This window comes from Streptomyces sp. KM273126, assembly GCF_004337435.2.
GTDB classification, from domain to species: domain Bacteria; phylum Actinomycetota; class Actinomycetes; order Streptomycetales; family Streptomycetaceae; genus Streptomyces; species Streptomyces acidicola.
Window position 1 is genome coordinate 6,789,171 of the sequence record NZ_SJXB02000001.1, and the last position, 13,577, is coordinate 6,802,747.

Genomic DNA, 13,577 nt, shown 5'->3' on the forward strand with positions numbered 1-13,577 from the left:
GCGATGGGACATCCCGTGCAGGAAGAGCAGCAGGACACAGTCGTCGACTACCTCCGACGGGTCACCGCGGAGCTGCGCCGTGCCCACCGGCGCATCGAGGAACTTGAGACGGACCGCGCCCCCGGAGCATCCGGCGACGACCCCGTCGCCGTCGTCGGCATGGGCTGCCGCCTGCCCGGGAACGTGACCTCGCCCGACGACCTGTGGCGGCTCGTCGACACCGGAGAGGACGCCGTCACCGACTTTCCCGCCGACCGCGGCTGGGACCTGACCGCGCTGCTCGCCGAGAGCGCCGCGCGCGGCGGTGGGTTCCTCGGCGGCGCCGACGCCTTCGACGCGGAGTTCTTCGGCATCTCGCCCCGCGAGGCGGCCACGATGGACCCGCAGCAGCGACTGTTCCTCGAAGTCGCCTGGGAGGCCCTGGAGAACGCCGGTATCGACCCGCAGTCCCTGCGCGGCAGCCGCACCGGCGTGTACGCGGGCACCTACCAGTGGGACTCCGGTCGGCCCGGCCCCGGCGACGGCGCCGGACACGCCATGACCGGCACCGCCGCCAGCGTCCTGTCGGGCCGGCTCGCCTACGTCCTCGGCCTCGAAGGCCCGGCCCTGACCGTCGACACCGCCTGCTCCTCCTCGCTGGTCGCCCTGCACACCGCCGTCCGGGCCCTGCGGACCTCAGAGACCGAACTGGCCGTTGTCGGCGGCGTCACGGTGATGTCCGACCCTGCCGTCCTCACCGAGTTCAGCCGGCAGGGCGGCCTCGCCCCCGACGGCCGCTGCAAGGCGTTCTCCGCGGATGCCGACGGCACCGGCTGGTCCGAGGGCGTCGCCGTCCTCGTCGTGGAGCGTCTGTCCGACGCCCGCCGCCACGGGCACCCCGTCCTGGCGCTCGTACGCGGCACCGCCGTCAACTCGGACGGCGCCTCCAACGGCCTGACCGCCCCCAGCGGTCGCGCCCAGCAGCAGGTCATCCGGCAGGCCCTGGCCACCGCCGGACTCGGCCCCGCCGACGTGGACGCCGTCGAGGCGCACGGCACCGGCACGACGCTCGGCGACCCCGTCGAGGCGTCCGCGCTGCTCGCCACCTACGGCCAGGACCGCGAACGGCCGCTGCTGCTGGGTTCGTTGAAGTCCAACATCGGACACACCCAGGCCGCCGCGGGCGTCGCCGGCGTGATCAAGACGGTGCTGGCGATGCGGCACGGCAGGCTGCCGCGCACCCTGCACGCGGAAGAGCCGACGGGCGCCGTCGAATGGGCGGCGGGCCGCGTCGAACTACTGCGGCAGCCCACCGACTGGCCGCGCGCCGGCCGACCCCGGCGGGCCGCCGTGTCCGCGTTCGGCATCAGCGGCACCAACGCACACGTCATCCTGGAGGCGGCCCCCGACCCGCAACCGGCAGCCGAGTCGAGGCCGGCCCCCGAACCGGCCCCGTCGCCCATACGCGCGGTGCCCTGGCCGCTGTCCGCCCGCAGCGCCGAGGCCCTCGCCGACCACATGGCCCGCGTACGCGAGCGGGCCACCGGGCACGACCCGCTCGACATCGGCCACTCGCTGGCCGCCGGACGGTCCTCCTTCGAGCACCGGGCCGTGCTGCTCGGCTCCGCCGAGGACGCCCCGCCGCTCGCCGAAGCCGTGGCGGGCGACGAGCCGTCCGTCGCCGTCCTGTTCTCCGGGCAGGGCAGCCAGCGCCTCGCCATGGGACATGAACTCGCCGCCCGCTTCCCCGTGTTCGCCGCAGCCCTGGACGAGGTCCTCGCCGGGCTCGACCCCCGCGTGCGGTCGGCGATGTGGGGCGAGGACGAAGGGACGCTGCACCGCACGGAGTTCGCACAGCCCGCGCTGTTCGCCGTCGAGGTCGCCCTGTACCGGCTCGTGGTCTCCTGGGGCGTACGGCCCGAGTACGTCATGGGCCACTCCGTCGGCGAGATCGCCGCCGCCCACGTCGCCGGAGTGCTGTCCCTGGCCGACGCCTGCCGCCTGGTGTCCGCGCGGGCCCGCCTGATGCAGGACCTGCCGGCCGGCGGCGCGATGGTCGCCGTGGCCGCCGGTGAGGACGAGGTCCGCCCGCTGCTCACCGACGGCGTCGTCCTGGGCGCCGTCAACGGGCCGCGTTCCGTGGTCCTCTCCGGCCCCGACGAGGCCGTGGACGCGGTCGCGACCCGCCTGGCCGGGGCCGGGTACCGCACCGCGCGGCTGCGGGTGTCGCACGCCTTCCACTCACCGCTGATGGAGCCCGCCCTCGACCCGTTCCGTGCGGCCGTCGCGGAGCTGTCCTTCGCCGAACCCACCCTGCCCGTCGTATCCAACGTCACGGGACGGCTCGCCGGGCCCGGCGAACTGACCACCCCCGACTACTGGGTACGCCAGCTGCGCGAGACCGTCCGCTTCGCCGACGGTGTGCGCACCCTGGCCGAGCACGGCGTCGGCGCCTGGCTGGAGGTGGGCCCCGGCGGCGTCCTCGCGGCCCTCGCACAGGAGACCCTGCCGCCCGGCGCCGTCGTCACACCGCTGCTGCACGGCGGTCCGGACGAGGAGCACTCCGCCGTCACGGCCCTGGCCAGGCTGTACGTCCACGGTGTCCCGGTCGACTTCACGGCCCTGTTCGCCGGGACCGGGGCCGAGCGGGTCGCGTTGCCCACCTACCCGTTCCGCCGCAGCCGTTTCCCCTTCCGCCACGCCAACCGGGAGGCGGACGGCACGGACCTGTGGTCGGCGCTCGGCCGCACCGAACCCGCCGCGCTCGCGGGCCGGCTCGGCGTCCCGGAGGACGCCGTCCGATCCGTGGTGCCCGCCCTGCTGTCCTGGCGGTCCCGGCACCGCGGCCGGGCCGTCCTGGACGCCCTGCGCCACCGCGAGCACTGGCAGCCGTACACCCTTCCGTCGCCCGGTGGGACGACCGGCCCCTGGCTGCTCCTCCTGCCCGAGCACGACGACCCCTGGGCAGGCGCGCTGGCCCACGCCCTCGGTACGGCGGCCGTGCCGGTCCGCTGCCCCGCCGGCGCCGACCGCGCCACGCTCGCCGCACTGCTGCGGGACGCGGCGGGCGACAGCGAGCCGGCGGGCATCCTGTGCCTCACCGCGCTAGTGCCCCAACAGGCAACGTTCGCCTCGTCGCGACGTCCGGCACGCGCCCCCCTCCTCGAACCGGCTTCGCACGGCTCGGACGGGGGGAACCCCTTCGCCGCACCGGCCGAAAGCCCAAGTACGTCCGGTCCACCAACGGGGTCTTCCGGCCGGCACGCCGAGAGCACGCACCCCCACCCTCGAACCGCGCTTCGCACGCCTCGGGCGGGAGGTACCCCCACGACGCCGCTCCTTGACGGGCGAACGTTGCCTGCCGGGGCACTGGAAGACTCCGACGTGGCGGACGTGCCGGCCGGGCTCCTCGCAGCGCTGACCGCCGTTCAGGCGACCGGCGACGCCGGGCTGCGGGCACCCCTGTGGTGTGCGACGCGTGACGCCGTGGCCGCCGCCGAGGGCGACCGGGCCCGTGGCCTCGCCGGGGCCGCTCTCCGGGGGCTCGGCCGGGTCGCCGCCCGTGAGATCCCCGACCGCTGGGGCGGCCTGCTGGACCTGCCGGCCGACGACCCCACCGCGCACACCGTCGCCCTCGCGCTGGCCGCCCTCACGGCCTCGCGCGGCGAGGACGAGGTGGCCGTACGTGCCACCGGAGCCCTCGTCCGGCGGCTCGTGCCGGCGCCTCGACGGGAGCCCGAGGCGCCCGGGGGAGTGCCCGGCGGCACGCCCACCGGATGGCGTCCCGCCGGTACCACCCTCGTCACGGGCGGCACCGGCGGCCTCGGCGCACAGGTCGCGCGTCGGCTGGCCGAGGAGGGTGCCGAGCGCCTGTTGCTGGTCTCGCGCCGCGGCCCGGACGCGCCGGGCGCGGGCGACCTGAGACATGAACTGGCCGAGGCCGGCTGCGAGGTGGACATCGCCGCCTGCGACGTCGCCGACCGGGACGCGCTCGCCGCCCTGCTCGCCGCGATCCCCGCCGAGCAGCCGCTGACCGCCGTCGTGCACGCCGCCGGAGTCCTCGACGACGGCGTGCTGGACCGGCTCACCCCGGACCGGTTCACCGACGTGTTCCGCGCCAAGACCACCGCCGCGCTCCACCTCGACGAACTGACCAGAAACCAGGACCTGTCGGCGTTCGTGCTGTTCTCATCGGTGTCCGGCGCCCTCGGCAACCCCGGCCAGGCCAACTACGCGGCGGCCAACACCGTCCTCGACACCCTCGCCGCCCGCCGCCGTGCCGAGGGGCTGCCCGCGGTGTCGATCGCCTGGGCGGCCTGGCGCGGCGCCGGCATGGCCGCCGTGCTCGACGACGCGCAGGGCCGACGGTCCGGCCTGGGCGGCCTCGACCCCGAACTGGCCCTGACCGCCCTGCTGGAAGCCACCACCGAGCCCCACCCCGCCCTCCTGGTCGCCGACCTCGCCCCCTCGCCGCCGCACTGCGCGGCGGCCCGCGCCGCAGCCCGGTCCTCGACGACCACCCCGCCGTACCGACCCCGGACGCCTCCCACACACCGGACGCCGCCACGACGCCCCTGGCCGACCGGCTGCGCACGGCACCGCCCGCCGAACACACCATGCTCGTCCTGGACGCGGTGCGCACCGCGGCCGCCGGCGCCCTCGGTCACCGGCGGTCCGCCGACGTACCGCCCGACCGGGCGTTCCGGGCCTCCGGGTTCGACTCGCTGAGCGCCGTGGAGTTGCGCAACCGGCTCGTCGCCGCGACGGGACTGTCACTCGCCGCCGGAGTCGTCTTCGACCACCCCACCCCGCGCGAACTCGCCGAACATCTGCTGGCCGCCCTGACCGGCACCGGCGAGGACCCCGTGGAAGCCGCACCCGCCGGCCCGCCCGGATCCCGCGACGACGCCGATGACGCGGACGACCCGGTCGTGATCGTCGGCATGGCCTGCCGGCTGCCCGGCGGCGCCGACTCCCCGCAGCTCCTGTGGGACCTGCTCGCCGAGGAACGCGACGCCATCGGGCCCTTCCCCGGCGACCGCGGCTGGGACCTGACGGAGTTCGCGGACGGCGGGCGCCTCGAAGGCGGATTCCTCTACGACGCCCACGACTTCGACGCGGCCTTCTTCGGGATCTCCCCGCGCGAGGCGGTCACCATGGACCCGCAGCAGCGGCTCCTGCTGGAGACCGCCTGGGAGGCCGTGGAACGGGCCGGCATCGACCCGCACACCCTGCGCTCCACCCGCACCGGCGTCTTCGTCGGCAGCAACGGACAGGACTACGCCCATGTGGTCAGCGGCTCCGCCGAGCGCACCGAGAGCCACGCCGCCACCGGCCTCGCCGCCAGCGCCCTGTCCGGGCGCGTCTCCTACACCCTCGGCCTGAACGGCCCCGCGGTCACCGTCGACACCGCCTGCTCCTCCTCGCTGGTCGCCCTGCACCAGGCGGTGCGCGCCGTCCGCGCGGGTGAGTGCGCTCTCGCCCTCGCCGGCGGCGTCACCGTGATGACCGACTCGGCGAGCTTCGCCCGTATCCAGCGGCTGGGAGCCATCGCCCGCGACGGCCGCTCCAAGGCGTTCTCCGAGGATGCCGACGGCACCGGCTACTCCGAGGGCGTCGCCCTCCTCGTCGTCGAACGCCTCAGCGAGGCCCGACGCCGGGGCCATCGGGTACGGGCCGTGATCCGCGGTTCGGCCGTGAACCAGGACGGCGCCTCCAACGGGCTCACCGCGCCCAACGGGCCCGCCCAGCAGCGTGTCATCCGCGAGGCCCTGGCCGCCGCCCGGCTCGGCCCGGCCGACGTGGACGTCGTCGAGGCCCACGGGACCGGCACCCGGCTCGGAGACCCCATCGAGGCCGAGGCCCTCCTCGCTGCCTACGGGCACAACCGCACGTACCCGCTGCTGCTGGGGTCGGTGAAGTCCAACATCGGCCACACGCAGGCGGCGGCCGGCGCGGTCGGTGTCATCAAGACGGTGCTGGCCCTCGAACACGGCACCGCGCCGCGCACCCTGCACGCCGACACGCCCTCCACTCGCGTCGACTGGACCACGGGCGCCGTACGTCTGCTGCGGTCCGCCGAGGAGTGGCCCGACACCGGAAGGCCCCGCCGCGCCGCCGTGTCCGCGTTCGGCATCAGCGGCACCAACGCCCATCTCGTGCTGGAGCAAGCACCCCCGCAGCCCGCGGCGGAGCCCACCGTGGAGGTGACGCCACCGGTCGACACCCCCGACGTGCCCCTGCTCCTGTCCGCCCGGACCGCTCCCGCGCTGGCCGAACAGGCCGCCCGCGCAGGTGCCTTCCTGCGCTCCCGGCCCGGGACCGCGCCCGCGGCGGCCGGCTGGTCGCTCGCCACCACCCGCGCCGCCCACCAGCACCGTGCCGTCGTCCTCGGCCACGACCGCGCCCGGCTCCTCGACTCGCTGGACGCCCTGGCCACCGGCACTGCCGACCCCGCCGTCATCCGCGGCACGACCGCCGGCACCGCCACCGGCCCGGTGTTCGTCTTCCCCGGCCAGGGCTCCCAGTGGTGGGGCATGGGCCGCGAACTGTACGACACCTCACAGGTGTTCCGTAGCACCGTCGACGACTGCGCCGACGCCCTCGCCCCCTACGTCGACTTCTCGCCCGTCGACCTGCTGCGCGGCGAGGGCGACGACCCCGACGTACTGCACAGGGCCGACGTCGTGCAGCCCGCGCTGTTCTCCACCATGGTCGCGCTCGCCGCCCTCTGGCGCTCTCTCGGCATCGAACCCGGTGCCGTCGTCGGCCACTCGCAGGGTGAGATCGCCGCCGCCCATGTGGCGGGCGCCTTCACGCTTCAGGAGGCGGCCCGGCTGGTGGCGCTGCGCGGCCGGACCATGCTCGAACTCGGTGGACTGGGCGGCCTGATGACGGTGTTCGCGCCCGTCGACCAGGTCGAACCCCTTCTTCAGGCGTGGCCCGGACGGGTCGGCGTGGCCGTCCTCAACGGGCCCTCCATGGTCGTCGTCTCCGGAGAGAACGGCGCCCTCGACGAACTTCGCGACATGTGCGCGGGCAGGAACCTGCGCACCAAGGACGTCAAGTCCGACATCGCCGGGCACGGCCCCCAGACCGAGGCCGTGAAGGAACAACTCCTGGCCGCCCTGGGGAAGTTGAACCCACGCCCGGCCACTGTCCCGTTCTACTCCACGGTGACCGGCGGACGCCTCGACACCACCGCCCTCGACGCCGGCTACTGGTACCGCAACCTGCGGCAGACCGTGCGCATGGAGGCGGCCACCCGCGCCCTGCTCGCCGCCGGCCACCGGGTCTTCGTCGAGAGCAGCCCGCACCCCGTCCTGGCCGGCGCGATCGGTGAGACCTGTGAAGCGGCGGGCGCCGAGGACGCCGTCGTCCTCGGATCCGTGCGCCGTCAGGCCCCCGACGCCCGCGCCTTCCTGCTGTCGGCGGCGGCCGGCTGGACGGTGGGCCTGCCCGTCGACTGGCGGCCCTGCTTCCCCTCCGCCGCCCGCTCCGAGCCGGCCGTCGAGCTGCCCACCTACCCCTTCCAGCGCCGCCGTTACTGGCCCACCCCCGACACGGCCCCCGCGCAGGCCGGCGCCGGCGAGGACAGCGCGTTCTGGGACCTCGTCGACGACGCCGACACCGCCCGCCTCGCCGCCGAGACCGGAGCCGCCGAGCCCGAGCTCGCCGCCGTCCTGCCCGCCCTCGCCGACTGGCGGCGGCGGTCCCGGCGCCGGACGCTCGCCGCGTCCTGGAGCTACCGGGAGACCTGGCACCCGACGGCCATCACGGCCACGGCCCCGCCCGCCGACCGCCTCGTCGTCGTCCCGGACACGCACACCGCCGACCCGTGGGTGGCCGCCGTCGTCGCCGCCCTCGGACCCGGCACCGCCCGCGTGGACATCGACCCCGCAACCGCCGACCGCACCACCCTCGCCGCGGCGCTGCCCGCACACCTCACGGTCGTGGTCTCCCTGCTGGGCCTCGCCGAGGACGCCACCGACACCCGTCACCCGGCGGTGCCCGCCGGGCTCGCCGCGACCGTCGCCCTGCTCCAGGCACTCGCCGACCGGCCCACCGGAGCCCGGCTGTGGTGCCTCACCCGGGAAGCCGTCGCCGCCGTACCCGGCGACCTCGTCCGCCACCCGGCCCAAGGCACCCTGTGGGGACTCGGCCGGGTCGCCGCCCTGGAACACCCCGCACTGTGGGGCGGCCTGGCCGACCTGCCGGACACCGTCGACACCCGCTCCGGCGCCCTGCTCGCCGCGCTGCTCACCGCCGACGCCACCGAGGACCAGCTGGCCCTGCGCCCCTCGGGCGCCCACGCCCGCCGTCTCGTCCCCGCCGGGGAACCCACCGCGGCACAGCCCTGGCGTACCGGCGGCACCGCCCTCGTCACCGGCGGCACCGGCGCCCTCGGCAGCCGCCTCGCCCACTGGGCCGTCGCCCGGGGCGCCGCCCACGTCCTGCTCCTCAGCCGACGCGGCCCCGACGCCCCCGGCGCCGACACCCTCATCAAACAGCTCACCGAACTCGGCGCCCGGGTCACCGTCGCCGCCTGCGACGTCGCCGACCGGGCCGCCCTCGCCGCCCACCTCGACGCTCTGCCCGCCGACCAGCCGCTGACCACCGTCATCCACGCCGCGGGCGTCTCCGACGGCGACAGCGACACCACCGCCCTCACCCCGGACAGCCTGCAGGCGCTGCTCAGCGCCAAACTGCTGGGCGCCCGCCACCTCCACGAACTCACCGCGGACCGCGACCTCGACGCGTTCGTGCTGTTCTCCTCCGGCGCCGCCTCCTGGGGCAGCGGAGGCCAGCCCGCCTACGCCGCCGCCAACGCCTACCTCGACGCACTCGCCCGGCACCGCCGCGCCGCCGGCCTGCCCGCCACCTCCATCGCCTGGGGCGCGTGGGGCGAGACCGGCATGGCCACCGAACCCGGCCTCGCCGCCGAACTCGCGCGCCGCGGCGTCCACCCCATGGACCCCGACACCGCGCTCGCCGCCCTGCAACGCGCCCTCGACGAGGACGTGACAGGCCTGACCGTCACGGCCACCGACTGGGCGGCGTTCCTTCCCGCCTTCACCGCGGCCCGGCCCAGCCCGCTGCTGTCCGAACTGGCGCCTGCCACCGAACCCGGGTCCGCCGACGCCCCCGAACCCGAGGACGGCCCCGGCCTGCGCGACCGGCTCGCAGAAATGCCCGACGTCGAACGCACCCGTCTGCTCCTCGACCTCGTCCGCACCGAGGCCGCCGCCACCCTCGGACACTCCGGCGCCGACGCCGTTCCCGCCGAACGCGCCCTGCGCGACCTCGGCTTCGACTCCGTCAGCGCCGTCGAACTGCGCAACCGGCTCAGGGCCGTCACCGGCCTCGCCCTGCCCGCCTCCCTCGTCTTCGACCACCCCAACGCCACGGCCGTCGCCGCCCACCTGCGCACCGAACTCTTCCCCGACGCCCCGGCCGCCGCCGTCGGCGACGACCCGGACGCCACGGTCCGCGCCGCCCTCGCCGCCATCCCGCCCGCCCGGCTGCGCAAGGCCGGGCTGCTGGACCTGATCCTGCAACTCGCCGCCGGCGACCCCGCGACCACCGGCACCCCGGCCGGCGGCACCGGCCTACACGAACCTCATGACCTGGACGCCCTCGACGGCGAGAGCCTGCTGCGGCTCGCGGCCGAGACCACCTCGGACTGACGTCCCGCCCGACTTGAGAGAGCCCGCATTGAACACACCCAACCCCTACGTCGAGGCGCTGCGGACCTCCCTGAAGGAGAACGAGCGGCTGCGGCGGCACAACCAGCAGCTCATCTCGGCGGCCGTCGAACCGATCGCCGTCGTCGGCATGGGCTGCCGCTACCCCGGCGGCGTCGCCTCCCCGGAGGACCTGTGGGAGCTCGTCGTCGACGGACGGGACGCCATCGGCCCGTTCCCCACCGACCGCGGCTGGGACCTGGCCCGCCTCACCGGCGACGGACCCGGCCGCAGCCGCGCGCGCGAAGGCGGCTTCCTCGACGCGATGACCGAGTTCGACCCGGCGTTCTTCGGCATCGCCCCCCGCGAGGCCCTCGCCATGGACCCCCAGCAGCGGCTCCTGCTGGAGACCGCCTGGGAGGCCCTCGAACGCGCCGGCATCGCCCCCACCGCACTGCGCGGCAGCCGCACCGGCGTCTTCGCCGGCACCACCATCCAGGACTACGGCAAGGTCGTCGCCGCAGCCCGCGAGAACATGGACGTCTACGCCACCACCGGCCACGCCGCCGGCGTGATCTCCGGGCGCATCTCGTACGTCCTCGGCCTGGAGGGGCCCGCCGTCACCGTCGACACCGGCTGTTCCTCCTCCCTCGTCGCCCTGCACTGGGCCGTGCAGTCGCTGCGCACCGGCGAGTCCGCCCTCGCCCTCGCCTGCGGCGCCACCGTCATGTGCACCCCTGGCACCTTCGTGTCCTTCACCGCCCAGGGCGGCCTCGCCTCCGACGGCCGCTGCAAGCCCTTCTCCGCCGCCGCCGACGGGGTCGGCTGGAGCGAGGGCGCCGGCGTCCTCGTACTGGAACGCCTCAGCGACGCCCGGCGAGCCGGCCACCCCGTGCTCGCCGTGGTCCGCGGTACCGCCCTCAACCAGGACGGCGCCTCCAACGGCATCAGCGCCCCCAACGGGCCCGCACAGCAACGCGTCATCCGCGCCGCCCTCGACAACGCCGGCCTCACCCCCGACCAGATCGACGCCGTCGAGGCACACGGCACGGGCACGACACTGGGCGACCCCATCGAGGCCCAGGCCCTCCTCGCCGCATACGGCCAGAACCGCGAACGACCCCTGCTGCTGGGCTCGGTGAAGTCCAACATCGGCCACACCCAGGGCGCCGCCGGAGTCGCCGGCGTCATCAAGACCGTCATGGCCCTGCGGGCCGGCCTGCTCCCACGCAGCCTGCACGCCCAGGAGCCCACGCCCGACGTGGACTGGACCGCCGGCTCCGTACGGCTCCTCACCGCCAACACGCCCTGGCCGCACACCGACGCCCCACGCCGCGCCGGCGTCTCCTCCTTCGGCATCAGCGGCACCAACGCCCACGTCGTCCTCGAACAGGCCCCGCCCGCCGAGGAACCCGACGTCACACCCACCCCGGCCCTGACGCCATGGCCGGTGTCCGCCCGCACCGCCACCGGCCTCGACACCCAGCTCCACCGGGTCACGGCCGCCGCCTCCGGCCTGGCCGCACCGGACGTCGGTCACTCCCTCGCCACAGGACGCGGCCACCTGGAACACCGCGCCGTACTCCTGCCGCACGAGGACGGACCGCGCGAACTGGCCCGCGGCACCGCCACAGAGGGCGGCCTCGCGATCCTCTTCACCGGTCAGGGCAGCCAACGTCCCGGCATGGGAGGCGAGTTGCACGACCGCTTCCCCGCGTTCGCCGAAGCACTCGACGAGCTGCTCGGCCACCTCGACCCCGCCCTGCGGGACGTCATGTGGGGCGGCGACGAGGCCGCGCTCAACCGCACCGAACACGCCCAGCCCGCACTCTTCGCCGTCGAGACCGCCCTGTACCGGCTCACCGAATCGCTGGGTGTGCGCCCCGGCTTCGTCGCCGGGCACTCCATCGGCGAGATCACCGCCGCGCATGTCGCCGGTGTGCTGTCCGTCGAGGACGCCTGTGCCCTCGTCACCGCCCGCGGCCGCCTCATGCAGGTGCTGCCCGAGGGCGGCGCCATGGTCGCCGTGGCGGCGTCCGAGGACGCGGTGCGCCCGCTGCTCGGGGGCGACGTCGCGCTCGCCGCCGTCAACGGCCCGGCCTCCCTGGTCCTGTCCGGTGCCGAGGGCGCCGTACTCGCGGCTGCCGACCGGCTCCGTGACGCCGGGCACCGCACCCACCGGCTCGCCGTCTCGCACGCCTTCCACTCACCGCTGATGACGCCCGTCCTCGACGACTTCCGCGCCGTGGTCGCCGGGCTCACCTTCCACGACCCGCGGCTGCCCGTCGTCTCGACCGTCACCGGCCGCACCGCCACCGCCCGCGAACTGCGCGACCCCGACCACTGGACCCGGCACACCGTCGCCACCGTGCGGTTCGCCGACGCCGTACGGACCCTCGCCGCCCAAGGCGTGCGCGCCCACCTCGAACTCGGCCCCGACGGCGTGCTGAGCGCCCTCGTCGAGGAGACCCTCGCCGACCCCGAGACGGTCGCCGTACCGCTCCTGCGCGCCGACCGCAGCGAGGAACTGTCCCTGGTCACCGGCCTGGCCCGGCTGCACACCGCCAGCGCTGCCGGAACCGTCGACTGGGCCGCGCTCTACCAGGACACCGGTGCCCGCCGCGTCGACCTGCCCACCACCGCCTTCGAACGGCAGCCCTACTGGCCCACCGGCACCGGCCGCGCCCGAGACGCCACCGGACTCGGCCTCGGCGCGTCCGGCCACCCGCTGCTGGCCGCCACCGTCGACCTGGCCGACGGCGAGGGCGTCGTCCTCACCGGCCGGCTGACCCCCGCCCGGCAACCATGGCTCGCCGACCATGTCGTCCACGGCCGCGTCCTGCTCCCCGGCACCGCCTTCCTGGAACTCGCCCTGCGGGCCGGCGACGAGGCGGGCTGCGACCGCGTCCACGACCTCACCCTCACGGCCCCGCTCGACATCGCGGAACGCGAGGCCGTCCAACTCCAGGTACGCGTCGGCCCACCCGCCGCCGACGGCCGCCGCCCCGTCAGTGTCCACTCCCGCCCCGACACCGCCGAACCGCGGGCCGAGTGGACCGTCCACGCCTCCGGCCGACTCGACACCGCGTCGGACAGCCCGGCCCACCCGTCCCCCGACACCGCGTGGCCACCGCCCGGTGCCGAGCCCATCGATCTCACCGACTGCTACGACCACCTGGCCGAGCTCGGCTTCGACTTCGGGCCGGTCTTCCGCGGCCTGACCGCCGCCTGGCGACGCGGCACCGAACTCTTCACCGAGGCCACCCTGCCGAGCCCTGCGCACAGCGACGCCACGGCCTTCCTGCTCCACCCGGCCCTGGCCGACGCCGCCCAGCACGCCGCCACCCACGGCGACCTCGGCACCCTCAGCGAGGGCGGCCTGCCCTTCTCCTGGGAGGGCGTCCGCCTGCACGCCACCGGCGCCACCGCCCTGCGCACCCGCATCGCCCGCCTGGACGACGACACCGTCACCGTGACGGCCACGGACCCCGCGGGCAACCCGGTCCTCACGGTGGACGCCCTGGTCACGCGCCCCGCGACAGCGACCTCCCCCAACGTCCCCGACGCCCTGTTCACCATCGACTGGCCGTCCGTCCTCGGCGAGGTCACGGCCAGGGACCTCCAGCTCGCCGTCATCGGCACCGACGCCGACGACCTGGCCGACATCCTGCGCGCCACCGACATCACCGTCACCGCCGCTCCCGACCTCGCCACGCTCGAAGCGGCACCCCCCGTAGTCCTCACCAGCATCACCTGCGAGACCGACGACGCGCCCCTCCCCAACGCCCTGCGAGGCACCACCGAACACGTCCTCGGCCTCGTCCGGTCGTGGCTGGCGGACCCCCGCTTCGCCGACTCCCGCCTCGTCGTGGCCACCCCGGCCACCGGTGACCTCCCGGCCGCCGCCGCACGCGG

The 13,577-nt window shown here is 75.8% G+C and carries 2 protein-coding genes and 1 pseudogene; all 3 read left to right on the forward strand.

The window, feature by feature from the left end; all coding sequences use genetic code 11:
- Positions 1-3 precede the first annotated feature (3 nt).
- The gene (locus tag E0500_RS28900; protein WP_181587170.1) at positions 4-4,707 is read left to right on the forward strand and encodes a type I polyketide synthase; all 4,704 of its coding nucleotides are present in this window, start codon (positions 4-6) and stop codon (positions 4,705-4,707) included.
- Complete coding sequence (locus E0500_RS28905) at positions 4,596-9,665, forward strand: type I polyketide synthase (RefSeq protein ID WP_181587171.1); 5,070 nt, start codon at positions 4,596-4,598, stop codon at positions 9,663-9,665. The genes E0500_RS28900 and E0500_RS28905 overlap by 112 nt, the downstream gene beginning before the upstream one ends.
- A gap of 76 nt (positions 9,666-9,741) precedes the next feature.
- A pseudogene (locus E0500_RS28910) lies at positions 9,742-13,149 on the forward strand (type I polyketide synthase); the annotation flags it as partial.
- Between the last annotated feature and the right edge of the window lie 428 nt (positions 13,150-13,577).

What these genes read in the sequence shown, in the direction of transcription:
- E0500_RS28900 (WP_181587170.1), top strand. Translation starts at nt 4, where the DNA reads ATGGGACATCCCGTGCAGGAAGAGCAGCAGGACACAGTCGTCGACTAC.
- E0500_RS28905 (WP_181587171.1), top strand. Translation starts at nt 4,596, where the DNA reads ATGCTCGTCCTGGACGCGGTGCGCACCGCGGCCGCCGGCGCCCTCGGT.